Raw genomic sequence first — 26506 nt, forward strand, 5'->3', positions numbered from 1 at the left:
GATTGCGCCCGATTTGCCGCAAATCCATTCCGTCTGCGAGATTGCGCTTCGATAGTCCGGTTTCCCCCGCCGCGCAAGCTCTGAAAATTCGATGTCGAACGCAGGCGGCAAAAGCGTCGCAAAAAGGACGTTGCGTCACTTTCCGATTTGCGATTGGTATAGGGTGAGACGCACAAACGCAGCCGGCCCGAGGGAGCATTCAGATGCGCAAATATTCCGTTTTCGCCCTGGCGCGCGAGGCCATGCGCCATCACACCGGCTGGGAGAAGCACTGGACCTCGCCCGAGCCGAAATCCGAATATGACGTCATCATCATCGGCGGCGGCGGTCACGGCATGGGGGCGGCCTATTATCTTGCCAAGGAGCACGGCATCTCCAATATCGCCGTGATCGAAAAGGGCTGGATCGGCGGCGGCAATACTGGCCGCAACACCACGATCGTGCGTTCCAACTATCTCTATGACGAGAGCATGGACATCTACGAGCACTCCCTGAAACTGTGGGAAGGTCTGGCGCTCGATCTCAATTACAATGTCATGTATTCGCCGCGCGGGGTGATGATGCTGTCGCACAACGAGCACGACCGCCAGTCCTTCAAGCGCCATGTCCACGCCAACCGGCTTTACGGCATCGACAATGAATGGCTGACGCCCGAGCAGGCGAAGGAATACTGTCCGCCGCTCGATATCGCCGCAACCGCGCGTTATCCGGTCAATGGCGCGGCCCTGCAGCGGCGCGGCGGCACGGCGCGCCATGATGCCGTCGTCTGGGGCTATGGCCGCGCGGCCTCCGATCGCGGCGTCCACATCATCCAGAATTGCGAAGTGAAGGGCATTCGCCGCGGGCCGGAGGGGGCCGTGACCGGCGTCGAGACCTCGAAGGGCTTTATCGGCGCGAAAAAGATCGGCGTTTCCGCCTCCGGCCACAATTCGATGGTGATGGCGATGGCCGACGTCAACCTGCCGCTCGAAAGCCAGCCGCTGCAGGCGCTCGTCTCCGAGCCGCTGAAGCCGATCTTCCCCTGTGTCGTCATGTCGAATTCGGTGCATGCCTATATCTCGCAGTCGGACAAGGGCGAGCTCGTCATCGGCGCGGGCACCGACCAGTATAATTCCTATTCGCAGACCGGAGGCTTGCAGATCATCACCCATACGCTGGATGCCATCTGCGAACTCTTCCCGATCTTTCGACGGGTGAAGATGATGCGCCAATGGGGCGGCATTACCGACAATACGCCGGACCGCTCGCCGATCCAGAGCGTGACGCCGGTGCCGGGCCTCTTCGTCAATTGCGGCTGGGGCACGGGCGGTTTCAAGGCGACGCCGGGCTCGGCCCATCTCTTCGCCCATCTGATCGCCAAGGGCGAGCCGCACAAGCTGGCCGAGGGGCTGACGCTGGATCGCTACCGCACCGGCCGACTGATCGACGAGGCGGCTGCTGCCGCCGTCGCGCATTGAGGCCCGCTATGCTCTGGACCGTCAACAACAAGACAGAAACGAGCGCAGGCACCGTTGCCTGGGGTTCGGCAGGCAATGGGCCGCCGCTGGTGCTGGCCCATGGCTGGCCGTGGTCGTCCTTTTCCTGGCACCGGATGATCCTGCCGCTCTCCAGGGCCTATACGTGCTATTGGTACGACATGCCGGGCTTCGGCCGTTCGGCAAAGGATCATGGGCAGGCGACCGGCCTCGATGTGCAAGGGCTTGTGTTCAAGGAGATGGTCGAGTTCTGGGAGCTCGACCGCCCAAGCGTCTTCGCCCATGATTTCGGCGGCGCAGTGACCTTGCGGGCCAACCTGCTGCATGATGTCGTCTACAACGATCTTCTCTTGATGAATGTGGTGGCCGTTAGTCCCTGGGGATCGGAATTCTTCGAGCATGTCAGCCGCCACATCGAGGCCTTTACGCCGCTGCCGCCGCATATCCACTCGGCCATCGTTTTTGCCTATATCCGCAGCGCGCTTGTGAGCGAGCTCGACGAGCACGAGCTGCACGAACTCGCGTCACCCTGGCTGACGCCGGAAGGGCAGGCAAGCTTCTACAAGCAGTTCGCCCAGGCCGATGACCGCTTTACCGATGAATTCGCAGACAAGCTGAAGACGATCGCCTGTCCCGTTACCGTGATCTGGGGCGAGAAGGACCCGTGGATCCCGATCTCGCGCGGTCATCAGCTTGCCGGCGCCATCGGCGTCCAGCTTCACGCGCTCGAGGGCGTCGGCCATATGCCGCAGCTTGAGGCGCCGCGACCGCTGCTCGACATGATCCTCTCCTTGCCCGAAGCCCTGCCCGAACTGGAAGGGAACTAGATAATGCTGCTCATCCACTGTCCCTATTGCGGCGAAGCGCGAAGCGAGCTGGAATTTGCCGCCGCCGGCGAAGCCCACATCGCCCGGCCGGAAAACATTGCCGAAATCTCTGACGAGGATTTTGCGGCCTATTTCTTCATGCGCACCAATCCCAAGGGCATTCACTACGAACGCTGGCGCCATGCCCATGGCTGCGGACGCTTCTTCAACGCCGTGCGCGATACGGTTTCCGACCGGTTCCTGAAGACCTACAGGACCGGCGAACCGAAACCCGAGCGCGCGGATTTTGAGGGAGAAGGCCGATGAGCGGCGCAATGCGCATTGCCGGCAAGGGGCGTCTGACGCCTGCCAGGACCATCCGCTTTTCCTTCGATGGCAAGACCTATAAGGCCCTTGAGGGCGACACGCTCGCCTCCGCGCTTCTGGCCAATGGCGTGCATCTGGTCGGCCGTTCCTACAAGTATCACCGCCCGCGCGGCTTCCTGACGGCCGGTTCGGAGGAGCCAAACGCGCTCTTTGATATTTCCCGCGACAGCGCGCGCCGTCAGCCGAATGTGCGCGGTCCGGTTCAGGAGGTCTTCGACGGCATGAAGGCGTCGTCGCAGAACCGCTGGCCGTCGCTCTCCTTCGATGCCGGCGCGATCAATGATGTCCTCTCGCCCTTCTTCATCGCCGGCTTCTACTACAAGACCTTCATGTGGCCGCGCATTGCCTGGCACAGGCTTTACGAGCCTTTGATCCGCAGGGCGGCCGGTCTCGGTGAGGCGCCGACGGAGGAGGATCCCGACACCTATGCCTGCCGCTATATCCATTGCGATGTGCTGGTGGTCGGCGCCGGTCTTGCCGGGCTGACGGCTGCCCTTTCCGCCGCAAAAGCCGGCAAGGACGTGGTCCTCTGCGACGAAAAGCCGGAACCGGGCGGGGCGCTTCAATATGAAAGCGGCACGACCGTGAACGGCATGCCGGGCTATGAGTGGGCGCTTGCCGCCGTGGACGAGTTGAAAGGCATGGACAATGTCCGCGTCCTGCCGCGCACGACCGCCTTCGGCTATTACAACCACAATTTCGTCGCGCTCAGCGAAAGGTTGACCGACCACTTGCCTAACGCGAAGGCGGATGGCCCGCGCGAGCGGCTGTGGCAGGTCAGAACCGGCGAGGTGATCCTCGCCACCGGCGCAATCGAGCGGCCGATGGTGTTTCCCGAAAACGACCGCCCCGGCATCATGCTGGCATCGGCCGCGCGGGCCTATCTGAACCATTACGGCGTCGCCATTGGCAAAAGGGTCGGCGTCTATTGCGCCCATGATTCGGCTTATGAGGCAGCCTTCGATCTGAAGGAAGCGGGCGTCGATGTCGCCGTCATCGTCGACAGCCGGCCGGAAGCGGGGGCAGGTATTGCCGAACAGGCTAAGGCGCTCGGCATCAAGGTGCTGGCCAACAACACCGTTGTCGGCACGAAGGGGCGGCTTCGTGTCTCCTCGATGAAGGTGAAGGACAAGGCCAGCGGCAAGACGCGCAACTTCGATATCGATGCGCTGATCACCTCCGCCGGATGGACGCCGTCCGTCCACCTCTTCTCCCAGTCGCGCGGCAAGCTGGTTTTCGATGCGGACGAGCAGCGTTTCGTTCCCGGCACCCATGCGCAGAATTCCGTATGTGTCGGCGCCTGCAACGGCACGGACGCGATCCATGCGCTTATCGGCGAGGCGGCGGCAGCCGGCGGCGGCATTGCCGATATCACGGCCGAGAACGTCCGCCCGTGGACCGGCGGCATGCTGGGTGAAGACGAGAGCGCCGACAGCGATGCGCGTGCCTTCATCGACTATCAGCACGATGTCTGCGCCAAGGATATCCGTCAGGCGGTGCATGAGGGCATGGCCTCGATCGAGCATATCAAGCGGTTTACCACCAACGGCATGGCCTCCGACCAGGGCAAGCTCTCCAACATGCATGGCCTGGCGATTGCCGCGGAGGTGCTGGACCGGCCGATCCCGCAGGTCGGGCTGACGACCTTCCGCCAGCCGTTTACACCGGTAACCTTCGGCACGCTGATCGGCCATTCGCGGGGGCCGCTTTTCGACCCGGCCCGCAAGACGCCGATCCATGAATGGGCGGAAGGTGAGGGCGCGGCATTCGAGGATGTCGGCAACTGGAAGCGGGCCTGGTTTTTCCCGCGCCCCGGCGAAACCAAGCATGATGCGGTCAACCGCGAATGCCGCACGGTGCGCGAGGCGGCCGGCGTCTTCGATGCCTCCACGCTCGGCAAGATCGAAGTGGTCGGTCCGGATGCCGAGGCCTTCATGAACCTGATGTATTCCAACGCCTGGTCGACGCTGAAGCCCGGCAAATGCCGCTACGGGCTGATGCTGCGCGAGGATGGCTATATCTACGATGACGGCGTGGTCGGAAGGCTTTCGCAGGACCGTTTCCACGTGACGACAACAACCGGCGGCGCGCCGCGCGTTCTCAATCTGATGGAAGACTATCTGCAGACCGAGTTTCCGCATCTGAAGGTGTGGCTGACGTCTGCGACCGAGCAATGGGCCGTCATCGCCGTGCAGGGGCCGAAGGCGCGCGAGATCATCGCCCCCTTTGTCGAGGGCGTCGATATTGCCGCCGATGCCTTCCCGCATATGAGCCTTGCCGAATGCACCGTCTGCGGGGTTCCGGCACGGCTCTTCCGGGTGTCGTTTACCGGCGAACTCGGCTTCGAGATCAATGTGCCGGCTGACTATGGACTTTCCGTCTGGCAGACGATTTTCGAGCGTGCCGAAAGCTTCGGGGCCTGCGCCTATGGCACCGAAACCATGCATGTGCTGCGCGCGGAAAAGGGCTATATCGTCGTCGGTCAGGATACCGATGGCACGGTGACGCCCTTTGATGCCGGCATGGGCTGGGCTGTCTCGAAGAAGAAGGCCGATTTCGTCGGCATTCGCGGGCTGAAGCGGCCGGATCTGGTGGCCGAGGACCGCAAGCAGCTTGTCGGCCTGATGGTCAAGAACAATCCGCGCCTGGTGCTGGAGGAGGGGGCGCAAATCGTTGCCGATCCGAACGCGGCCAAACCGGTGCCGATGCTCGGTCATGTGACCTCTGCCTACTGGTCGGAGGCGCTTCAAAGCGGCATTGCCATGGCCGTGGTCAAGAATGGCCACGCGTTGAAGGGTCAGACGCTCTACGTGCCGATGCCGGATCGCAATATCGCGGTCGAAGTGGTCGATACCGTATTCTACGACAAGGAAGGAGCGCGCATCCATGGCTGAGGAACTCGTTGCCACACGGACATTTCCGCTTGCCGGCGCCTTTGGCGGTTCGGGCCTTGCCCGGCTTGTCGTGGCCGGCGATGCGACCCGGCTTGCATTGAGGGCGGGCGAAGAGGCGCTTGGCGCTCTTTCCGGCGCCCTCGAAATAGAATTGCCGCGCGCACCGCTGTCATCCGCCATGCGGGACGGTCGCTATGCATTCTGGCTGGGGCCGGACGAATGGCTGGTGATCAATGAATATGGCGACGACCTGATGTCGCGCCTTGGCGGGATCGAAGCGCCGTTTTCGGCCGTCGACGTCTCCCACCGCAATGTCGCGGTGATGGTCGACGGGCCGGGGGCCGCGACGGCGATCAACGCCGCCTGCCCGCAGGATTTGAGGCTTGCCGGCTTTCCTGTCGGCAAGGTGGTGCGCACCGTTCTCGGCAAGGCCGAGATCGTGCTGTTCCGCAAGGAGGAGAACACCTTCCGCGTGGAATGCTGGCGTTCCTTCGCACCCTATGTCTTCGGCCTGCTCGATCAGGGCGCGAAGGACGCAGCTTCTTGAGGTCGCTCAAAGCTGCCAGTCGATCCAGCGGCCGTGAAAATCGGCGCGGCCGAGCGTATGCGCCTCGCCTCCGGGATAGACGACAAGGGTAAGGGCAGCGCCCGGTCCCTTGTCATCTGCTTCCATGGCAAGATGGCAGAGCGGAGCGTCCCGGCTGGCGCGACCACCGGCCGCGGCAATCATGTCGAGACCCTCGCGCTGGGCGGCTGCGGGCAGATATTGCCAGGCGATCGTGTGATAGACGACATGCACCGCATCCTCACGACGCGTGTCTAGCCTTTCGGCAAGCCACTGAAGCGCATCGTTCTTTTCAACATGCACGCGATACTTCCGGGCAAGGGCAAGCGCCTTTTCCGTGCGCTCGATTCGGTCAGTCTGGTCAGCCCAGATATATGACAGCAACCGTTCACAATCGTCCGGATTGTCCGCGCGCAGCGGATTGAGGTCGCAGCCGGCCCGTTCGCGTACAGAGATTTCGGCATGTGCGGGGCGCCTGCCTTGCCATTGCGGCGCGATGGTGAACGGCGCCACGTCTTCGGCCGGTCCGTAATGCATTCCGGCGAAGCGGTAGGCATAGCGGTCGAAAAGCAGGTTGAGGCCTGCCGAAGCGCCGATTTCCGAAAGGACCAGCGGCTTGCCGGGAAACCGGTCTGCGATTTCCGCAAAGGCCGGAAACAGCGCGGCGGAACGGCGCACTTCATTGGTCTGCGGCGCCGACTGCATGCGCTCTGCAATAAAGCCGGCGTGCTCTGTCAGCGCGGTAGCGATGGCACTCCAGAGGTCATCATCGGATGCGGAGGCGGGCGGATAAACTGCCGAGATCGAAGCCCAGCCCTGCCGCCGCAGCGCATGCAGCGCACCACAAAACCTCAGCGCCGGCGCATCGACAACGGCGCGTTCGACCGGCCATGTCCGTATCATGTCGGCAACCGCGCCTTGATGTTCAAGCCGCTCGACAGCAAGACGGCACACTCTCGCGGTAAACGGTGAGCCGAGTTCATCGCAGGCCTTGGCTTGTCGTTCGAAGGCCGCGCCGATTGGGGTGCCGGCAAGCGTCATGCCGTTTCCGGTCGGTCTTCTGCGGCGAACTGGACGAGGGTGATCCAGTCGGCGGTCAGCGCCGGCTTGCGCTCGCCCTCGATCTCGACGCTGACGGCATAGTTGATCGCCAGCAGTTCCGCCCCGCGAAAGCGCGCTTCCTTGAGCATGAAGCGACCGCGCACGCGCGCGCCGCTTTTGACCGGGGTCATGAAGCGCACCTTGTCGAAGCCGAAATTGATGCCCATGGTCTGCTCGCGCACCTTCGGCACGCAATCGAAATTCATTGCCGAAAGCAGCGAAAGCGTCAGGAAACCGTGCGCGATCGTGCCGCCGAACGCCGTTTCCGCGCGAGCGCGCTGGGGGTCCGTATGAATGAACTGATGGTCGAGCGTGGCGTCGGCGAAGGTGTCGATCATCGTCTGGTCTACGGTGAACCAACGCGACAGACCGACCTCATGGCCGACGTAATCCTTCACTTCAGAAAGCGAAATTTCTTTGGCCATGGTTTTCTTTCGGCTGCGCACACTTGTTGTTGGTTGGGCTATCCGGCCTCGGAGAGCATCTCCGCATAAAACGATACCGAACGGGGCGCAAGCGCGATCTCGACAATGCCGCGTCGCCGGTCGGCGAGGCTGTGCCACCCATGGGCGTCGCGCTCCGGCAGGCGGAAGGCTATTTCCTCGTGACTGCGGTTGATCAGGACGGCAAGCCGGGTCGGGGTTTCGCTGCCGCGCTCCGTGGTCGAAAGCACGACGCTCAGGCTGTCGCACTCGGCGGCCTCCCAGTCGTCGACGGTCATGATCTCTCCGTCCGGGCGCAGCCAGGCCACGTCGTCCTCGGTGAAGAAACCGGTCTCGGAAAAGACCGCGAACTGCCTGCGCAAGGCCGCAAGCGCGCCGGTATAGGCAATCAGCTCCTCGTCCATCGCCTTCCAGTCGATCCAGGTGGTCTCGTTGTCCTGGCAATAGGCGTTGTTGTTGCCATACTGGGTCATGCCGCCCTCGTCGCCGGCCTTCAGCATGATCGCGCCACGGCTGGCAAACAGCGTGGCGAGCAGGGCCTTGATGTCCTGGCGGCGGTGGGCGAGAACGACCTGATTGTCGGTCTCGCCCTCGATGCCGTTGTTCCATGAGAAATTCTCGTCGTGTCCGTCTCGGTTGCTCTCGCCGTTCGGGCCGTTGTGCTTGTGCACATAGGCGGTCACGTCATGCAGCGAGAACCCGTCATGGGCTGCGATGAAATTGACCGAGCGGGTCACATGCTGGTCGCGCACGGAAAAGATATGCGATGAGCCCGACAGTGCGTCGGCGAGCCGTCCCGTCATGTGCTGATCGCCGCGCCAGAACCGTCGCATGTCGTCGCGCGCGCGATCGTTCCATTCGAGGAAAGGGGCGGGGAAATGGCCGAGCTGATAGCCGCCGGGACCGATATCCCAAGGTTCGGCGATCATCGTGCGGTCCTTCAGCACCGGATCGGAGAGAATGGCTTCGAGCGTTTCGGCATGGGTGTCGAAGCCGTTCCGCGTGCGCCCGAGAATGGGCGCGAGGTCGAAGCGGAAACCATCAATGCCAGCCTCCGTCACGAAGAAGCGCAGGCTGTCGATGATGTAGCGACGCACCATGGGATGATTGCAGGCAATCGTGTTGCCGCAGCCGGTATCGTTGATGAACACCGAAGGATCGTCGTCGGCGAGGCGATAATAGGTCGCGTTGTCGAGCCCGCGGAAGCTCAGCGTGCCGCCGAACTGGTCGCTCTCGCCACTGTGGTTGAAGACGAGATCGAGGATCACGGCAATGCCCGCTTCGTGGAGCGCGTCCACCGCCCGGCGCAGTTCGCCGATCCCGCCGGGGCAGAGCCGCGGGTCGGGCGCCATGAAGGTGACCGGGTTGTAGCCCCAGGCATTGGTGAGCCCGAGGGGCTGAAGGTGGCGCTCGTCGATCCAGGCCGTCACCGGCATCAGTTCGATCGCGTCCGCCCCGATCTTCTGCAGATGCTCCACCACGGCCGGGTGGCCAAGGGCTGCGACCGTGCCGCGAATGCTTTCGGGCACGTGCGGATTGAGCATGGTGAGCGATTTCACCCCGGCCTCGTAGATGAAGGCGCCATCGGGGAGATCGATATGGCCCGGATCGCCCTGACCGTCGGCGACAACGACGCCTTTGGGCACGATGTCGGCGGTCTCGACGCCGTATCGCACAAGTTTCGGATGGTAACGGTAGGGCGCATCGATCTCGCGCGCGTAAGGGTCGACGAGGAGTTTCGAGGAATCGAACCAGTGGCCCGCCATCGGATCATACCGTCCGAAGGCGCGATAGCCATAGCGCTGGCCGGGTTTCAGCCCATCGACGAGCAGGCGGAACATATTTCCCCGCTCATGCGACATCGGCAGGTGTGCAGTCTCCGTCCCGTCCGGCGTGAACAGGCAAAGCTCCATGCCTGTCGCGTTCTCCGAATAGACGGAGAATTCGACGCCCCGGTCGAGAACCCTCACGCCGGGTCTTGATTCATGGTCTCGCATGGGAGGCTCAGGTAATCACGGTCGGGGCATCGCGGCCGGTGCGTTCCTTGATGCCGGCGATATGTTCGGCATAGGCGATCAACCCGGCAAGCGTCTTCTGCGTATCTTCTTCGTGGCGGGCCGGGTCCGGCTCGAAATGTTCCAGATAGACGCGCAGCGTCGCGCCCGACGTGCCGGTGCCGGAAAGGCGGAAGACGACGCGCGAACCGCTTTCAAACATGATGCGCACGCCCTGGTTCCGGCTGACAGAGCCGTCGACCGGGTCGTGATAGGCAAAATCGTCGGCTTCCTTCACGGTCATGTCGCCGAAGGTGGAGCCGGGCAGGGTGGCAAGCTTCTCGCGCAGCGCGTCCATCAGGCCGTTCGCCGCATCGGTTTCGATGCCCTCATAGTCATGGCGGGAATAGTAATTGCGGCCATACTCGGCCCAGTGCTTATTGACGATGTCGAAGGCGGTCTCGCCGCGCACGGCCAGGATGTTGAGCCACAGCAGAACGGCCCACAACCCGTCCTTTTCCCGCACATGGTTGGAACCGGTGCCGAAGCTCTCCTCGCCGCACAGCGTCGCCTTGCCGGCGTCGAGCAGATTGCCGAAGAATTTCCAGCCCGTGGGTGTTTCATAGGCCTCGATGCCGAGCTTTTCGGCCACCCGGTCGGCGGCCTGGCTGGTCGGCATGGAACGGGCGATACCGGCAAGGCCGGCCTTGTAGGCCGGCGCCAGATGGGCGTTCGCCGCGAGCACTGCAAGACTGTCGGACGGCGTGATGAAGATGCCCTTGCCGACCACCATGTTGCGGTCGCCGTCGCCGTCGGAGGCCGCGCCGAAATCGGGACCGTCGGCGCTCATCACCTCATCGTAGAGCTCCTTGGCATGGACCAGGTTCGGGTCGGGATGGTGCCCGCCGAAATCTTCCAGCGGCACGAAATTGCGCACCGAGCCCTCCGGCGCGCCGAGACGGTTTTCGATGATCTCCTTGGCGTAGGGGCCGGTCACCGCGCTCATCGCGTCGAAGGCAATGCGGAAACCGCCGGCGATATAGGAACGGATCGCGTCGAAGTCGAACAGTTCCTCCATCAGCGCCGCGTAATCGGCAACCGGATCGAAGACCTCGACCTCCATGTCGTCGACCTTGTAGGTGCCAATCTTGTCGAGCGGCACGTCGTCGGCCTCGGAAATGCGGTAGCGATCGATCAGCTTGGTGCGCTCATAGATCGCGTCGGTGATGCGCTCGGGCGCCGGGCCGCCATTGGCGGTGTTGTACTTGATGCCGAAATCCTCGTTCGGGCCGCCGGGATTGTGGCTGGCAGAGAGGATGATCCCGCCGAAGGCCTGGTATTTGCGGATCATGTTGGAGGCGGCCGGCGTTGACAGGATGCCGCCCTGGCCGACCATGACCTTGCCGAAGCCGTTGGCCGCCGCCATCTTGATCGCGGTCTGGATCACCTCGCGGTTGAGGTAGCGCCCGTCGCCGCCGATCACCAGCGTCTTGCCCTGATAGTCCTCGAGGCTGTCGAACACCGACTGGATGAAGTTTTCCGCATAATGCGGCTGGGCGAAAACCGGCACTTTCTTGCGCAGGCCGGAGGTTCCGGGCTTCTGGCCGTCAAAGGGCTTGGTGGCAATGGTCTTGGTCATGATGTTCGAACCGTCACACGAAAAGGCTTGAATAAAGGTCGGCGTAAAGTTTGGCGCTGGATTTCCAGGACACGTCGCTCTTCATGCCCTGTTTTTGCATGTGCATCCAGGCTTTCTTGTCATTGTAGAGGTTGATCGCGCGGCGCAGCGCATGGACCAGCGACCAGGTTTCCACCGGCGAGAACTGGATGCCGGTTGCCACCTTCACATCGAGCGCGGCCGGATTGGCGTCGATGATCGTGTCGGCCAGACCGCCGGTGCGGGCGACGACCGGCACGCAGCCATAGCGCAGGCCGTAAAGCTGGGTCAGGCCACAAGGTTCGAAACGCGAGGGAATGACGATCGCGTCGGCGCCGGCCTGTTGGATATGCGACAGCGTCTCGTCATAGCCGATGATGGTGCCGACGCGCCCGGGATAAAGCCGCACGGCGTTGCGGAAGGCCTCTTCCAGATGATGATCGCCGGTGCCGAGAACGGCAAGCTTTCCGCCCATGGCGACAAGCGGGCCGATGGCTTCTGCGAGGAGGTCCATGCCCTTCTGCCATGTCAGACGGGAGACGACGCAGAAGATCGGGGAAGTATCGTCATCAAGGCCGAAACGCTCGCTCAGGACCTGCCGGTTCGGTTCGCGCAGGCGCAGCCGGCTCGGCGTGTAGCGGCTGGCGAGCGACTGGTCCGTGGTCGGGTTCCAGACATCGGTATCGATGCCGTTGACGATGCCGTGGACCGTGTGCGCGCGTGCGGCGATCAGCCCTTCAAGCCCCATGCCGTATTGCGGCGTCTGGATCTCGCGCGCATAGGTCGGGCTCACGGTGGTGACGGCCCAGGCTGTCTGCAACCCGCCCTTCAGAAAGCCGACATTGCCGAAATACTCGACGCCATCGACGGCCATGGCATGGGCCGGCAGGCCGAGCCAGGGGAAGATGTCGGGGCCGAACGTGCCCTGGAAGGCGATATTGTGGATGGTGAGGATCGACGGTTTTTCCGGCACGTCGGAAAAGCGCATGTAGACCGGCGTCATCGCCGCCTGCCAGTCGTGGCAGTGAACGAGGTCCGGTTCCCATCCCGGCAACACGCCGGCGGCCACTTCTGCCGCTGCCTTCGATAATGCGCCGAAGCGGCGCCAATTATCGGAATATCCCTCGCCGGTCGCCGAATTATAGGGGTTGCCGAACCGGCCGAAGAGCGCCGGGATATCGAGGACGAGAAGGTCCAGCCCCTCGCATTTCGCCGCGTAAAGCGTTGCCCGCTCGCCGAAAAGCTCCGCGAAGGTGTGAACCTTCTCGGCATGCCCGTCGACCGCTTTCATGATTGCCGGATAGCCCGGAATGATTGTGCGGGTTTCGATGCCGAGGCCGGCGAGGGCAAGCGGCAGGGCGCCGGCCACATCGGCGAGGCCACCCGTCTTGATCAGCGGGTAGATTTCCGACGTAACGGAAAGGACCTTCATGTCTTAGTTATCCAATCTGTCGATCATCGACTGTGTAATCAGGCAAATGCCGTTTTCCGAGCGGCGGAAACGGCGGGCATCCAGGTCCGGATCCTCGCCAACGACGAGGCCTTCGGGAATATGGACGCCGTGGTCGATGACCACGTTCTTCAGACGCGCGTGCCGCCCGATATGGACATGGGGGAGAATGACGGCGCCTTCGAGGCGGGAATAGGAATTCGCCCTGACGCCGGTAAACAGCAGGCTCTTGTAGAGCTGCGAACCGGAGATGATGCAGTCGCCAGAGACCACCGAGGAGATGGCCGAACCGCGGCGGTTCTCGTCGTCATGGACGAATTTCGCCGGGGGCGTCACCTCCGAATAGGACCAGACCGGCCAGGACTTGTCGTAGATGTCGAGTTCGGGGACGATGGCGGTGAGGTCGATATTGGCCTGCCAATAGGCGTCGATCGTACCGACATCGCGCCAATAGGCCTCCTTCTCGAAGCTCGAGCGCACGCAGCTTTGCGAGAAGCGATGCGCCATCGCCTTGCCGTTCTTGACGATGTAGGGAACGATGTCCTTGCCGAAATCGCGGCTCGAGGTCGGGTCGGCTGCATCGCGGTAGAGGCATTCGAACAGGAACTTGGTATTGAAGACGTAGATGCCCATGGAGGCGAGCGACATCTTCTCGTTGCCCGGAATGCCCGGCGGATTGGCCGGCTTCTCGACGAAATCGACGATCCTGTCGGTGGCGTCCACATGCATGACGCCGAAGCCCTTGGCGTCTTCCACCGGCACTTCGAGACAGCCGATGGTGATGTCGGCGCCCTCGTTGACGTGCTGCTGGAGCATCGCCTCATAGTCCATCTTGTAGATGTGGTCGCCGGCCAGGATGATCATGTATTCCGGGCCGTAGGAATCGATGATGTCGATGTTCTGGTAGACCGCGTCTGCCGTGCCTTCGTACCATTGCGTTTCCGAAACGCGCTGGGAGGCGGGGAGTACGTCGAAACTCTCGTTTCGTTCCGGCCGGAAGAAGTTCCAGCCCTGGTGCAGGTGGCGGATCAGCGAGTGTGCCTTGTACTGCGTGGCGACGCCGATGCGCCGGATGCCGGAATTGAGCGCATTCGACAGCGCGAAGTCGATGATGCGGGTCTTGCCGCCGAAATAGACCGCGGGCTTTGCACGCGTGTCGGTCAGTTCCTTCAATCGGCTGCCGCGACCGCCGGCCAGCACATAGGCCATCGCGTCACGTGCCAGGGGGTATCCAGTGCGCGTATTCATCCTTCCCTCCCTCTCAGTCTTCCGGTTCCAGCATGATGGTTGCAAGCGGCGGCAAGAGCAGCGTGGCGGAAATGCCGCCATGGCCGTGGACTTCGGCGCGCACGCGTCCGCCATTGCCCTTGCCGCTGCCGCCGTAGATTTCGGCGTCGGTATTCAGGATTTCCCGCCAGACGCCGGCCTTCGGCAGCGGGACGTGATAGTCCTCGCGCGGAACGGGCGTGAAATTGCAGATGACGATGATCGGCTTCTCGCCCGGCGCCTTGCGCTGCCAGGCAAAGACGGAATTGTCGTGATCATCGACGATCGCCCATTCAAAGCCCTCCGGCTCGCAGTCGCGCGCATGCAGCGCCTTCTTGGAGCGGTAGGTGAAGTTGAGGTCGCGCACCAGGCGGCGCATACCCTCATGGGTCGGGTAGTCGAGCAGGTTCCAGTCAAGCCCGCGCGCCTCGCTCCATTCGCTCCACTGGGCAAATTCCTGGCCCATGAACAGAAGCTTCTTGCCGGGATAGCCCCACATGAAGGCGTAGTAGGCCCTGAGATTGGCGAATTTCTGCCAGTCGTCGCCGGCCATCTTGGCAATCAGCGAGCCCTTGCCGTGCACGACCTCGTCATGGGAGAGCGGCAGCACATAGTTTTCAGCGAAGGCATAGAGCAGGCCGAAGGTGATCTCCTGGTGGTGATGCTTGCGGTAGATCGGCTCACGCGCGAGATAGCTCAGCGTGTCATGCATGAAACCCATGTTCCACTTGAAGCCGAAGCCGAGGCCGCCTTCGTGCACCGGCTGTGAGACCTTGGGCCATGCGGTCGATTCCTCGGCGATCGTCATCATCTCCGGATGATTGCCGTAGACGGCCTTGTTGGTCTCCTGGATGAAGCGGACGGCGCCGAGGTTTTCATTGCCGCCATATTCGTTCGGCACCCATTCGCCGTGTTTGCGCGAATAGTCGAGATAGAGCATCGAGGCGACGGCATCGACCCTTAGCCCGTCGACATGGAACTTCTCGCCCCAGTAGAGCGCGTTGTTCAGAAGAAACGAGGCGACTTCGGTGCGGCCGAAATTATAGATCGCGGTGTTCCAGTCTGGATGAAAGCCCTGTCGCGGATCGGCATGCTCGTAAAGCGAGGTGCCGTCGAACTGACGGAGGCCATGCTCGTCGGTCGGGAAATGGGCGGGCACCCAGTCGAGAATGACGCCGATACCGACCTTGTGACAGCCATTGATGAAACGGGCAAACCCTTCCGGCTCGCCGAAGCGGGCCGTCGGCGCATAAAGCCCGGTCGTCTGGTAGCCCCAGGACGGGTCGTAGGGATATTCGGAGACCGGCAGGAACTCGATATGGGTAAAGCCCATGTCCGCGCAATAGGGGATCAGCCGGTCGGCGAGTTCGTCCCAGGAGAGGAATGAGCCGTCATCATGGCGCTGCCAGGAGCCGGCATGGACCTCGTAGATCGAGATCGGCTCGCGACGCCGGTCAACGCTTGCCCAGTGTTCGCGGTGCGCCTCGTCGTCCCATTCCTGTTCCAGATCGGCCGCCGTCAGCGATGCGGTCTGCGGCCTCAGCTCGCTGCGGCGGGCGAAGGGGTCCGCCTTGAGCGGCATGAGATTGCCGTCGGCGCCGATGATCTCGAACTTGTAGGGTTGGCCGGGTTCGACGTCGGGCGCAAAAATCTCCCAGACGCCGGAATCGCGGCGGAACCGCATCATGTGGCGGCGGCCGTCCCAACCGTTGAAGGCCCCGACAACGGAGACGCGACGGGCGTTCGGCGCCCATACGGCGAAATGGAAGCCCTTTACCCCCTGATGGGTCATCTGGTGGGCGCCGAGCTTGTCGAACAGTCTCAGATGCGAGCCTTCGCGGACGTAATAGTCGTCCATCGGACCGAGCACGGGCCAGAAACTGTAGGGGTCGGTCACCGTCCATTCCGCTCCGCCGCGGGTGGCGTGGTAGCGGATCGGCACGAAGCCGGGGATGTCGACGGGACCGGCGAAAAAGCCGGCTTCATCGAGGCATTTGAGCTTGCCGAGGGGCTTGCCGTCGAGATCGAAGGCCTCGACGGTTTCCGCCCCGGGCAGGAAACACCGCGCGACGTGACTGCCACCGATATCGTGGATGCCGAGCACGGAGAAAGCATCGCCGTGCGTGGCATTCAGGACACTGTTAATTTCCTCCCGCGACGGGGCATCGCCCCGCGCCCGTTCCGGATCGTCTGATTCCGGCTTTTTCATAAAGCACTCCAGATATCGTGTGCATACTCCCTGATCGTCCTGTCGGACGAGAACCACCCCATACGGGCAGTATTCCTTATCGCCTTAACGTTCCACGCGGTGCGATCGTTCCAGATGGCGTCGACTTCGCGCTGGGCGGCGGCATAGGCATCGAAATCCGCAGCGACCATGAACCAGTCGTGATCGTACAGGCCGCTGATGAGATCGCCGTAGCGGCCGGGATCGTCATGCGAGAACACGCCCGAGGAAATGGCCGACAATGCCTGCGAAAGCTCCTTGGAACCCTCAATGATTTCGCGGGGATTGTGACCTTTTGCGCGCGCCTGTTCAACCTCTTCGGCCGTCAGGCCGAAAATGACCATGTTTTCAGCGCCGACCCAGTCGCGCATCTCGACATTGGCGCCGTCGAGCGTGCCGATGGTGAGTGCGCCGTTGATGGCGAATTTCATGTTGCCTGTGCCCGAAGCCTCCATGCCGGCCGTGGAGATCTGCTCGGAAAGGTCGGCGGCGGGGATCATCACCTCGGCCGTGGAGACGTTGTAGTTCGGGATAAAGACGATCTTCAAAAGGCCGCGCACCGCCGGATCGTTGTTGATGACGCGGGCGACGTCATTGGCGAGCTTGATGATCAGCTTGGCGTTGTGATAGCTCGGCGCCGCCTTGCCGGCGAAGAGCTTGACGCGCGGCACCCAGTCCATTTCCGGATGCGAGCGGATCTGGTCGTAGAGCGCGACCGCCTCGATGATGTTCAGAAGCTGGCGCTTGTATTCATGGATCCGTTTGATCTGGATGTCGAACATCGCCGACGGATCAATGCGGGTGCCCATGCGTTCGCCGATGAGATTGGCAAGGCGCACCTTGTTCGCGCGCTTGACGGCGAAGAACTTGTCCTGGAAGGCCGAGTCCTCGGCAAGGCTGTTGAGCGCCTGCAGTTCTTCGGCGTCATCGAGGAAATCGTCGCCGATCGCCTCGCGGATCAGGCTGGTGAGGCCCGGATTGCACTCCTTGAGCCACCGTCGCGGGGTGATGCCGTTGGTCTTGTTGTTGATGCGGTCGGGATGAAGGCGGTGGAGATTGTAGAACACCGTCTCTTTCATCAGTTCTGTATGGAGCGCCGAGACGCCGTTAATCGAATGCGAGCCGAGAAAGGCGATATTGCCCATGCGCACGCGCCGCTCGCCGCCTTCGTCGATCAGCGAGATCTGGCGGATGGCGTCATCGGTGGCATTTGCCTCCTTGCGGGCCTTCAGCAGGATCTTGGCGTTGATCGCGTAGATCAACTGCATGTGGCGCGGGAAAAGGCGCTCAAACAGCGGCACGGGCCAGGTCTCCAGCGCTTCCGGCAGAAGCGTGTGGTTGGTATAGGCGAAGGTGCCGACGGTCAGCTCCCAGGCGTCATCGAACTCGACATCGTAGATATCGACCAGAAGACGCATCATTTCGACGATGGCGATCGCGGGATGCGTGTCGTTGAGATGGATGGCGGCCTTTTCCGGCAGAAGCGTGATATCGCCGAACTGCTGCATGTGCCGGTTCAAAATGTCCTGCAGCGAGGCGGAGGAGAAGAAATATTCCTGCCTCAGGCGCAGTTCCTGTCCCGCCGGGTTGGCGTCGGCCGGATAGAGAACGCGGGTCAGCGTCTCGGCCTTGGTGCTTTCCTGCAGTGCGCCGATATGGTCGCCGGCGTTGAACTTGTCGAGCAGGATCGGGTCGATCGGTTCGGCCGACCACAGCCTCAGCGTATTGACGCGTTTGGCGCGCCAGCCGACCACCGGCGTGTCATAGGCCTCGGCGATCATGCGTTCGGCCGGCTTCCACACATAGCGCGGCTCCTTGCCGGCCTCCTCAATGATGTCGACCTTGCCGCCGAAATTGATCTCATGCGTGCTTTCGCGGCGGTGGAACTCCCAGGGGTTGCCGTGGGAAAGCCAGTTCTCCGGCAGCTCCACCTGCCAGCCATCGGCGATTTCCTGGCGGAAGAGGCCGTTCACATAGCGGATGCCGTAGCCATAGGCGGGCACGTCGACCGTTGCCATGGAGTCCATGAAACAGGCGGCGAGGCGGCCGAGACCGCCATTGCCGAGCGCGGCGTCCGGCTCGAGCCCGGCCAGTTCGGCAAGGCTGACGTCGAATTTGGCCAGAGCTTCGTTGATCGCCTCGATCATTTCAAGATTGGAAATGGCGTCGCGCAGAAGCCGGCCGATCAGAAATTCCAGCGAGAGGTAATAGACGCGCTTGGAGCCGGCCTCGTAGGTCTTGCGGGTCGATTCCATCCACTTGTCCGTGATCCGGTCGCGCACCGCCAGAATGACCGCGCGCAGCCAGTCATGCTGCTGGGCGACGATCGTGTCCTTTCCGACCTGGTACGTCAGTTTCTCCAGAATGTCGGCGGCCAGGCCGTCAACGTCATAGGGGCGGGGCGTCGGCAGAGGCAGGTCGGGATGGGTCAATTTGCTCATTGGCTTTTTTCCGTCAAACAATGGCTGGAATTTTCGAAATATGCGGCGCCGTAAAACAGTCTCCCCGCTCAGGAGGACCGGTATGCTCTTATCCTTGCGTTCAATTTATGCACTGATATGACGCACTTGCAACAAACCTATGAGTTGGCGTCGGAAATTCTCGCCGTGCCATCAAATGCCGCCGTATTAAGCGCCGCCGTGCGGCAGCAAGATGGCAGTCCGCCGTTGCGGGCTCGGAAGGCGGAGGCAGCGGACAACAGCCGCTGCGCGAAAGGCGGCCCCTGATATTGCGCGGCAACACGCCGATGCGTCAGAGCGCGGCCTGGGGCTGCTGGACCGGGATCACGTCCACGGCCTGGGTTGCCTGGTGCTCGCCATATGTCTTCATCATGCCGAGCACCGGCGCCACGTCGCCATAATCGCGGCCATAGCCGACGACGATATGGTCGGCGCCGGCCTCCATGTTGTTGGTCGGATCGAACTCGACCCAGCCGGTGGCGTTGCCGCACCACACCCGCACCCAGGCATGCATGGCGTCCGCGCCCTCGAGGCGCGGTTTCCCCGGAGGCGGAATGGTGCGCAGATAGCCGCTGACATAGCCGGCTGGAATGCCGATCATGCGGAGCGCAGAGATCATCACCTGGGCGAAATCCTGGCAGACGCCCTGGCGCAGCGCGAAGGCTTCGGCCGGCGTGCTGTCGACGGTGGTTGCCTCGCCGTCATAGGCGAAATCCTCGAATATCCGCGCGCAGATCGTCCTGGCGATGGCGTAGACGCTGCTGTCGGCGGACGCGAGGCTTCGGCCGTAGGCGCCGATCTTCCGGTCAAGCGGAATGCGCGGGCTCGGGCCGATGAAATGATGCGGCGAATCCCGGCCGAGATCGAGCACGCGGTCATATTCGCCCTTCAATTCTGCCAGCGTGGTGGCGAATTCCAGCATGGTGCGCGGCGCATCGATGCTGACCCGGGCCTTCATCATGATGGCAAAGCGCTGATGCGGCTGGTTGACCAGCGTGGCGATCGCCGGATGGCCGAAGAAATCGATGAAGCCGCGCTCCTCGTCGGGCTCGGGATCGAACTTCACATGGCCGGCGATCAGCCGCTGACGCCCGGCAATCGAGAGCGGCATCACGCGGGTGATGTGGCGGGCGAGCGAGGCCGGCGTGTCGTAGCGGTATTCCATCTTGAGGGAGAGGTCGTAAAGCATCGTCGCTCACAGATAGTTTCGGGCTAGACAGTCGGAAAGCGCCTCGAAATCGCGTTCCAGCGTCATGTAATAATCGGTCGACACCGTTTCGGCGGTCATCACCGCGAGGCCGGACTGCACCCGCATCGTCTCGCGGTGCAGCGGCGACATCTGCGTCGGGTAGCCGTGGTCGGGCAGTTTCTCGACCTCGGCGAGGATCTGGTTCAGCTGGAACAGCACGGAGCGCGGATTGAGCGGATCGAGCGCCAGGAGATCGGTGATCGTCAGGTGATCGGTATAGACATTGTAGTGGCGGCGGTGGGTCATCACGTTGTCGCCGATCTCCAGCAGCATGTCGAGCGCGCCGTCGGGCACATCCTCGCCGGAAAGCTCGCCCAGAAGCCGGGTCATGTGCAGGCCGCGTTCCAGATAGCGGCCGATCGAGAGAAAACGCCAGCCCGTGGAACGGTACATGTTTTCGTGCACCAGACCGGCAAATCCGGCAAGCTTGCGCAGCAGCACGGTCACGGCATGGGCGGCGTCATCGCCGGGCTTGACCCGGTCGACGAAGCGTCGCGCGGTCTTCGACAGGTCGTTCAGCGCCAGCCAGCCATCGGGCGAGAAGCGGTCGCGGATATTGCCGGCGGAATAGACGGCGCTGTCGATATCGCGCAGGAGGCTCGGCGGCAGGGCAGCCTCGGAAAGGTCGAGGCCGATCTGGTCGAGATAGGCTTCCACCCGCGTCAGAAGCGCCTGGCCGCGATCGTCCACCTCGGCAAAACGGCCGTGCCAGGCGCGCAGGATGCGCAGATTGCCTTCCGCGCGCTCGATATAGCGGCCAAGCCAGAACAGGTTGTCGGCGGCCCGGCTTGGCAGGTTTGCCGGCTTGTTGCGCGGGATGCGGCTTTCCTGCGTCAAAAGCGTCGGGCGCGCGACCGGCGTCTGGCTCACGACCCAGACGTCCGCAGCTCTGCCGCCTGACTGCATGGCGATCGCGGCCACGTCATCGGAAGAGCCGATGCGGGCGAAACCGCCGGGCATCAACTTCCAGCCGTCGCGGGTGCGGGCGGCGAAGACGCGCAGCGAGAAGGGGTGCGGCGCCAGCTTGCCGTCGATGAAGGCGGGCGCGGTCGACAGTTTGACCGCTTCCTGGCCGACGAGCCAGGGGCCGCGCTTGTCGAGCCAGCGCGCAACCGAACCGGGTTTGCGCGCGCGCAACCGCTCGCCGGTGAAGGATTGCCCGGAATCATCAAAGAACGGCATGCGCGAATAGGCCGGGCCGATCAGCATCTGGTCGAGATTTTCGGCCACGTGGCGACGCTCGTTTTCCTGGCCGCACCACCATGTGGCGATGGACGGGATCTTCAGCTCCTCGTTCAGCAGGCGACGCGACAGCGCCGGCAGGAAGGCGAGCAGCGCGCGGGTCTCGACCATGCCCGAGCCAAGCGCATTGACCATGGTGAGATTGCCGGCCCTGATGGCGCTGACGAGGCCGGGCGTGCCGATGCGCGAATTCGGGTTGAGTTCAAGCGGATCGGTGAAGCCGGCGTCAAGACGGCGCCACAGCACGCTGACCGGCATCGGTCCGGCCACGGTGCGCACCATCACCCGGTCGTTGACGACGATCAGGTCCTCGCCTTCCAGAAGCGAGATGCCGAGATAGCGGGCGATATAGGCGTGTTCGTAATAGGTCTCGTTGGCCGGCCCCGGCGTCAGCACGCCGATGCGGCCCTCATTGCCGGCCGGATCGCCCTGCAGCGCATCGCGGAAAGCGCCGAAGAAGGAGGCGACGCGGCGGACATGCATGTCGCCGTAAATGCCGGAAAAGGCGCGCGAGGCGGCAACCCGGTTTTCCAGCGCGAAGCCGGCGCCCGAGGGCGCCTGGGCGCGATCGGCCAGCACCCACCACTTGCCGTCCGGCCCGCGCCCGACCTCGAAGGAGACAAAGTGTAGGTAATGGCCGCCGGGCGGATCGATGCCGACGAGCGGTCGCAGAAATTCGGTATTGGAGGCGACCAGCGCCGGCGGGATGAAACCCTCGGCGACAAGCCGGTTCTCGCCGTAGAAATCGGCCATCATCGCTTCCAGAAGATCGGCTCGCTGCTTCAACCCGTCGGCGAGTCCCTGCCATTCGTCATCGTCGATGATCACCGGAATGTGGGAAAAGGGCCAGGCGCGGGCGTCATCCTGCCCGTCATAGGCGCGGTAGAACACGCCGGCATCGCGCAGATAACGGTCGGCGCGGGCAAACCGCTCGGAAAGCTCGGACGCCGTCATGCCGGAAAGCGCGTTGACGAAGGGCTGCCAGACCGGACGCACCTTTCCCCCGGCGTCGACCATCTCGTCTGGCACGCCGTTAAGGGGAACGTAGTCCCGGGCGTTCCAGGCGATGGCGGGTTCCGCCTCGTGGTCCTCGTCAGCCATATGCTTGTCGGCGGAAATATCCGCCTTCGGTTCTGCCATCGCGAGCGCTTCCTGCCGCCCATTGTCAAAGACCCCGGCCGCTGATGCGGGGAGGGATCCCGTGTCCGCCACAAATCGGTTCGGTCGGGCGGGTTCGTGCCGCCCGTCTGCCGGCGCGGGAGCATCGGGCGAATGGACCTCGATGCTCCAACTGTCTTCTCTGACGCAAACTCAGGCAATTGACCCGATTGCGGACGGGCTCAAAGCCCTGCCGGGCGCCTGAGATCCAGCGTCAGCGGGAACTCCGGCGACGGCGTTTCGCTGAACACCGAATAGCCGCCGGCAGTGTGCCCGGAGGCCTCGAAGCGCGCAAGCCGTCTTGCCTCCGCCTCGTTGCCGTTGACCGGGAAGGTCTCATAGTTCCGCCCGCCGGGATGCGCAACATGATAAATGCAACCACCGACCGATCGCGCCGACCATGTGTCGTAAATGTCGAAGGTGAGCGGCGAGTTGACCGGCAGCACCGGATGCAGGCCCGAGGCCGGCTGCCAGGCCTTGAAACGCACGCCCGCCACCGAAACGCCGTTGGTTCCGGTCGGCTTCATCGGTACCTTGCGACCGTTGCAGGTGACGATGTAGCGCTCCGGGGCCTGGGTCTCAAGCCGCACCTGAAGCCGCTCGACGGAGGAATCGACATAGCGCACCGTGCCGCCGGGGGCGCCCTGTTCGCCCATGACGTTCCAGGGTTCGAGCGCTTGCCTCAACTCCAGCTTGTTGCCTTCATATTCGACCTCGCCGAAGAAGGGGAAGCGGAACTGCAATTGCGCCTCGAACCATTCGGGGCGAAACTCCAGCCCGTTTTCTTTGAGGTCCTGCAGCACGTCCATGAAATCCTGCCAGATGTAATGCGGCAGCATGAAGCGGTCGGCAAGCGCCGTGCCCCAGCGGACGAACTTGCCTTCCAGCGGGTTCTTCCAGAAGCGGGCAAGCAGCGCCCGCACCAGCAATTGCTGCGCAAGGTTCATGCGTGCATTCGGCGGCATTTCGAAGCCGCGGAACTCGACAAGGCCGAGCCGGCCGGTCGGCCCGTCCGGCGAGAACAGCTTGTCGATGCAGATCTCGGCGCGGTGCGTATTGCCGGTGACGTCGATCAGCAGGTTGCGGAACAGCCGGTCGACCAGCCACGGCAGCGGCGGCATAATACCGGACTTTGGATGCGGGATCTGCGCCATCGCCGTTTCAAGCTCATAGAGCGCGTCGTGCCGGGCTTCGTCGATGCGCGGCGCCTGGCTGGTGGGGCCGATGAACAGGCTCGAGAACAGGTAGGAGAGCGAGGGGTGACGCTGCCAGTGCAGCACCACGCTCTTCAACAGGTCCGGACGTCTGAGGAAGGGGCTATCGCCCGGATTGGCCCCGCCGACCACGACGTGGTTGCCGCCGCCGGTGCCGGTGTGGCGTCCGTCGATCATGAACTTGTCGGCGCCAAGCCGCGTCATCCGGGCCTCCTCGTAGAGCGCGGTCGTCGTCTCCACGCACTCCTTCCAGTTGGCGGCGGGATGGACGTTGACCTCGATGACGCCGGGGTCGGGCGCCACGCGGATGACATTGATGCGCTCGTCATGCGGCGGCGGATAGCCTTCTATGTGGACAGGAAGGCCGAGCTTCTCGGCCGCGCGCTCGGCCGAAGCGATCAGGTCGAGATATTCCTCGAGCGTCACCGTCGGCGGCATGAAGATGCAGAGCCTGCCGTCGCGCGGCTCGATCGAGATCGCCGTGCGCACATGACCGCCGATCGACGCGCCGGAGGCCGGCATGGCCGGCTGCGGGCTTTCCTCGAAGGGCGTGAAGCTTGCCTGCGGCAGCGGCCGGCCCTCGTCGCGCCTGTAGTCGGGCAGGGGCTCGCGCCTGACGGAGGGGTCGAGCGGATTGATGAAAGGGTACTGCGCCTGCGGGATCCAGGCGAGCGAATCGAGCGGCAGGCGGAAGCCGACCGGGCTGTCGCCGGGAATAAGGTAGATGCGCCCGCGCCGCGTCGTCCATTTCTCCGAAACCCAGGTGAGGCCGGAGGCGCGGCCCTGCCAGGCCTGAACCGGAAGGACATAACCCGTCGGCCGCGTCAGCCCGCGCTCGAACACCTTGGCGATGCGGGCGCGGTCCTCGGCGTTCTTCAGCTTCGAATTGGACGGATCGACGTTTTCCGGCAAATTGCCCTCGCGGATCAGCCACTCGGCCGGGTCCTCGAAGGCGGGGGTGACGAGTTCGGGATCGACATCGAGTTCGTTGGCGATCGCCTGCAGCAGACGGCCGGCATCATTCTCGTCGACCTTGATCTCGCGCTTTTCCTCGGCGATCAGGTCCTGGTTGTTCCAGATCGGCACGTCGTCCTTGCGCCAGTAGAGCGAGAAGGTCCAGCGCGGCAGGCTTTCGCCCGGATACCATTTGCCCTGGCCGTAATGCAGGAAGCCGCCGGGGGCGAAACGCTGCCGCAATCGCCGGATCAATTCGTCCGCAAGGCCGCGCTTGGTCGGGCCGACGGCGCCGGTGTTCCATTCATCGGCCTCGAAATCGTCGATCGAGACGAAGGTCGGCTCGCCGCCCATGGTGAGCCGCATGTCGGTTTCTTCGAGCAATCGGTCGACCTTGTTGCCGAGCGCGTTGAGCGCCTCCCAGCTTTCGTCGGAAAACGGCTTGGTGATGCGCGGATGCTCGGCAACGCGCTTGATCGTCATGTCGAAGTCGAAGCTCGTCTCCGCCTTGCCGAAATAGCCGCCGGTAATCGGCGCGGCGTTGCGGTAGTGCGGCGTGGCGGCCAGTGGAATATGGCTTTCGCCGGTCAGAAGCCCGGAGGTCGCATCAAGCCCGATCCAGCCCGCGCCGGGCAGGAAGACTTCCGCCCAGGCATGCAGGTCGGTGAAATCATGATCGGTGCCCGACGGCCCGTCGAGCGCCTTCAGATCCGGCTCGAGCTGTATCAGATAGCCGGAGACGAAACGGGCGGCGAGACCCATATTGCGCAGGATCTGCACCAGAAGCCAGGCACTGTCGCGGCAGGAGCCGGAGGCCCGCTCCAGCGTTTCCTCGGGCGTCTGAACGCCGGGCTCCATGCGGATGATGTAATTGACCTCGTGCTGAAGGCGGGCGTTGATGCCGACGATCATGTCGACCGTGCCCTGGCCGGGCGAAAGGTCGAGCTTCTTCATGAACGCCTTCAGCCGTGGGCCCATCGGCTCGGGCTTGATGTAGATCGACAGGTCCTCGCGGATCGCCTCGTCATAGTCGAAGGGGTATTTGGTCGCCTGTTCCTCGACGAAGAAGTCGAAGGGATTGTAGACCGTCATGTCGGCGACGAGATCGACCTCGATCTTGAACTCGGTGACCGGCTCGGGGAAAACAAAGCGGGCCTGGTAGTTGCCGTAGGGGTCCTGCTGGAGGTTGACGAAGTGGTTCTCCGGCGTGACCTTCAGGGAATGCGAGATGACCTTGGTCTTCGAATGGGCGGCCGGCTTCAGCCTGATGATCTGCGGTCCGAGATTGACGGGTTGGTCGTATTTGTAGTGGGTAAGGTGGTAAATCGCTGCTTTGATTGACATTTTTGTCCTTGCCGGCGGTAAAGGGACCTCCGGAGAGCGCCGGAAATGCCCTTTGATGTTCCCCTGTATTTAGTTCAGGCGAGTGTGGGCAAAGCACGGGGATAAAGCAAGGGCGATTGCCCGCGGCGCGCGAGATTCCGGAGGACGCGGCTGCTCCGGCTGTGGAAGGCGGCCGTCCTCCCGTCAGCCGGACAGCTTCACGATCGCCACCTCTCCCTCGAGCGCCGTCTGGTAGGCGGAGGCATGGGGCTCCTCGTCCGGGATCTCGGTGATCAGGCCGATCTGGTCGAGATCGGCCTCGGCATAGCCTTCGTTGGCCAGCGCGTTCAGCGTGTTGCGCACGGCGGTATCCTCGTCCGGGGCGGCGATGATCACATGCACTTCCGCCTCGCCGTTCCATTCGTGGTAGACCTTGCCGGTGATGATGAAGACCATGCGCTCGCCGTCGCTGGTGTAGCCGGGAATAGCGATCATGTTTCTGCCTCTCGTTTCCGTTCGGCCTTTCTTTTCACAAGATGACGGCAATTGAAAGTTGGCTGTCCGGCGATTGACGCGGGCCGGTCTTGAAATCGCCGCCCTTCGGGGGTAGTGGAAGATCAACCGTGATCACAAGGGACGTGC

General features: G+C 63.1%; 17 protein-coding genes. 5 read left to right on the top strand and 12 right to left on the bottom strand.

The features are described 5' to 3' along the window. Positions 1-203: 203 nt before the first annotated feature. The 5 genes from FF124_RS10060 to FF124_RS10080 are packed head-to-tail and all read left to right on the top strand — an operon-like array spanning position 204 to position 6109. Positions 204-1457 carry a sarcosine oxidase subunit beta family protein gene (locus FF124_RS10060; protein WP_138748366.1) on the top strand — a complete coding sequence of 418 codons (1254 nt, stop codon included), beginning with the start codon at positions 204-206 and terminating at the stop codon, positions 1455-1457. Positions 1458-1465: 8 nt separating this feature from the next. Beyond that, positions 1466-2302, top strand: a complete 837-nt coding sequence (locus tag FF124_RS10065) for an alpha/beta fold hydrolase (protein ID WP_138748367.1) — start codon at positions 1466-1468, stop codon at positions 2300-2302. 3 nt (positions 2303-2305) lie between these two features. After that, a complete protein-coding gene (locus FF124_RS10070) occupies positions 2306-2608 on the top strand; it encodes a sarcosine oxidase subunit delta (protein WP_138748368.1) in 303 nt (100 codons plus the stop codon). After that, a complete protein-coding gene (locus tag FF124_RS10075; protein ID WP_138748369.1) occupies positions 2605-5562 on the top strand; it encodes a sarcosine oxidase subunit alpha in 2958 nt (985 codons plus the stop codon). Before FF124_RS10070 ends, FF124_RS10075 begins: the two co-directional genes overlap by 4 nt. Further along, complete coding sequence (locus FF124_RS10080; RefSeq protein ID WP_138748370.1) at positions 5555-6109, top strand: sarcosine oxidase subunit gamma; 555 nt, start codon at positions 5555-5557, stop codon at positions 6107-6109. The genes FF124_RS10075 and FF124_RS10080 overlap by 8 nt, the downstream gene beginning before the upstream one ends. A 6-nt stretch (positions 6110-6115) precedes the next feature. Here FF124_RS10080 and FF124_RS10085 read toward each other — a convergent pair whose 3' ends face one another. The 12 genes from FF124_RS10085 to FF124_RS10140 all read right to left on the bottom strand — a co-directional run bounded on the left by FF124_RS10085 (position 6116) and on the right by FF124_RS10140 (position 26359). After that, positions 6116-7168: a DUF2332 domain-containing protein gene (locus FF124_RS10085; RefSeq protein ID WP_138748371.1), complete on the bottom strand. Its 1053-nt coding sequence runs from the start codon at positions 7166-7168 to the stop codon at positions 6116-6118. Further along, positions 7165-7653, bottom strand: coding sequence for a MaoC family dehydratase (locus tag FF124_RS10090; RefSeq protein ID WP_138748372.1), 489 nt, complete (start codon positions 7651-7653; stop codon positions 7165-7167). Before FF124_RS10090 ends, FF124_RS10085 begins: the two co-directional genes overlap by 4 nt. Positions 7654-7691: 38 nt before the next feature. Continuing rightward, entirely contained in the window at positions 7692-9668 is a 1977-nt protein-coding gene (glgX, locus tag FF124_RS10095; protein ID WP_138748373.1) for a glycogen debranching protein GlgX, read from the bottom strand. Positions 9669-9675: 7 nt separating this feature from the next. Beyond that, positions 9676-11304 (bottom strand): alpha-D-glucose phosphate-specific phosphoglucomutase, encoded by a 1629-nt coding sequence (locus tag FF124_RS10100; RefSeq protein ID WP_138748374.1) that lies wholly within the window; start codon positions 11302-11304, stop codon positions 9676-9678. A gap of 13 nt (positions 11305-11317) precedes the next feature. Continuing rightward, the gene (glgA, locus tag FF124_RS10105) at positions 11318-12754 is read right to left on the bottom strand and encodes a glycogen synthase GlgA (RefSeq protein WP_138748375.1); all 1437 of its coding nucleotides are present in this window, start codon (positions 12752-12754) and stop codon (positions 11318-11320) included. Positions 12755-12757: 3 nt separating this feature from the next. Beyond that, on the bottom strand, positions 12758-14020 hold the full coding sequence (glgC, locus tag FF124_RS10110) for a glucose-1-phosphate adenylyltransferase (protein WP_138748376.1): 1263 nt from the start codon (positions 14018-14020) through the stop codon (positions 12758-12760). Positions 14021-14033: 13 nt separating this feature from the next. Then, on the bottom strand, positions 14034-16247 hold the full coding sequence (gene glgB / locus FF124_RS10115; protein ID WP_138748377.1) for a 1,4-alpha-glucan branching protein GlgB: 2214 nt from the start codon (positions 16245-16247) through the stop codon (positions 14034-14036). Next, entirely contained in the window at positions 16244-18706 is a 2463-nt protein-coding gene (locus FF124_RS10120) for a glycogen/starch/alpha-glucan phosphorylase (RefSeq protein ID WP_138748378.1), read from the bottom strand. The genes glgB and FF124_RS10120 overlap by 4 nt, the downstream gene beginning before the upstream one ends. Positions 18707-19016: 310 nt before the next feature. Next, positions 19017-19913, bottom strand: coding sequence for a transglutaminase family protein (locus FF124_RS10125; protein WP_138748379.1), 897 nt, complete (start codon positions 19911-19913; stop codon positions 19017-19019). Between the two features lie 6 nt (positions 19914-19919). Beyond that, entirely contained in the window at positions 19920-22316 is a 2397-nt protein-coding gene (locus FF124_RS10130) for a circularly permuted type 2 ATP-grasp protein (RefSeq protein ID WP_187326903.1), read from the bottom strand. Positions 22317-22555: 239 nt separating this feature from the next. After that, positions 22556-25885, bottom strand: a complete 3330-nt coding sequence (locus tag FF124_RS10135) for a transglutaminase family protein (protein WP_138748381.1) — start codon at positions 25883-25885, stop codon at positions 22556-22558. A 183-nt stretch (positions 25886-26068) separates the two neighbouring features. Further along, positions 26069-26359: a transcriptional regulator gene (locus FF124_RS10140; RefSeq protein WP_138748382.1), complete on the bottom strand. Its 291-nt coding sequence runs from the start codon at positions 26357-26359 to the stop codon at positions 26069-26071. Positions 26360-26506 lie beyond the last annotated feature (147 nt).

Source organism: Martelella lutilitoris (assembly GCF_005924265.1).
In the GTDB taxonomy this organism is placed as follows: Bacteria; Pseudomonadota; Alphaproteobacteria; order Rhizobiales; family Rhizobiaceae; genus Martelella; species Martelella lutilitoris.

Coding starts and splice junctions, on each gene's coding strand:
- FF124_RS10060 (WP_138748366.1), top strand. CDS start 204: ATGCGCAAATATTCCGTTTTCGCCCTGGCGCGCGAGGCCATGCGCCAT.
- FF124_RS10065 (WP_138748367.1), top strand. CDS start 1,466: ATGCTCTGGACCGTCAACAACAAGACAGAAACGAGCGCAGGCACCGTT.
- FF124_RS10070 (WP_138748368.1), top strand. CDS start 2,306: ATGCTGCTCATCCACTGTCCCTATTGCGGCGAAGCGCGAAGCGAGCTG.
- FF124_RS10075 (WP_138748369.1), top strand. CDS start 2,605: ATGAGCGGCGCAATGCGCATTGCCGGCAAGGGGCGTCTGACGCCTGCC.
- FF124_RS10080 (WP_138748370.1), top strand. CDS start 5,555: ATGGCTGAGGAACTCGTTGCCACACGGACATTTCCGCTTGCCGGCGCC.
- FF124_RS10085 (WP_138748371.1), bottom strand. CDS start 7,168: ATGACGCTTGCCGGCACCCCAATCGGCGCGGCCTTCGAACGACAAGCC.
- FF124_RS10090 (WP_138748372.1), bottom strand. CDS start 7,653: ATGGCCAAAGAAATTTCGCTTTCTGAAGTGAAGGATTACGTCGGCCAT.
- glgX (WP_138748373.1), bottom strand. CDS start 9,668: ATGCGAGACCATGAATCAAGACCCGGCGTGAGGGTTCTCGACCGGGGC.
- FF124_RS10100 (WP_138748374.1), bottom strand. CDS start 11,304: ATGACCAAGACCATTGCCACCAAGCCCTTTGACGGCCAGAAGCCCGGA.
- glgA (WP_138748375.1), bottom strand. CDS start 12,754: ATGAAGGTCCTTTCCGTTACGTCGGAAATCTACCCGCTGATCAAGACG.
- glgC (WP_138748376.1), bottom strand. CDS start 14,020: ATGAATACGCGCACTGGATACCCCCTGGCACGTGACGCGATGGCCTAT.
- glgB (WP_138748377.1), bottom strand. CDS start 16,247: ATGAAAAAGCCGGAATCAGACGATCCGGAACGGGCGCGGGGCGATGCC.
- FF124_RS10120 (WP_138748378.1), bottom strand. CDS start 18,706: ATGAGCAAATTGACCCATCCCGACCTGCCTCTGCCGACGCCCCGCCCC.
- FF124_RS10125 (WP_138748379.1), bottom strand. CDS start 19,913: ATGCTTTACGACCTCTCCCTCAAGATGGAATACCGCTACGACACGCCG.
- FF124_RS10130 (WP_187326903.1), bottom strand. CDS start 22,316: ATGGCTGACGAGGACCACGAGGCGGAACCCGCCATCGCCTGGAACGCC.
- FF124_RS10135 (WP_138748381.1), bottom strand. CDS start 25,885: ATGTCAATCAAAGCAGCGATTTACCACCTTACCCACTACAAATACGAC.
- FF124_RS10140 (WP_138748382.1), bottom strand. CDS start 26,359: ATGATCGCTATTCCCGGCTACACCAGCGACGGCGAGCGCATGGTCTTC.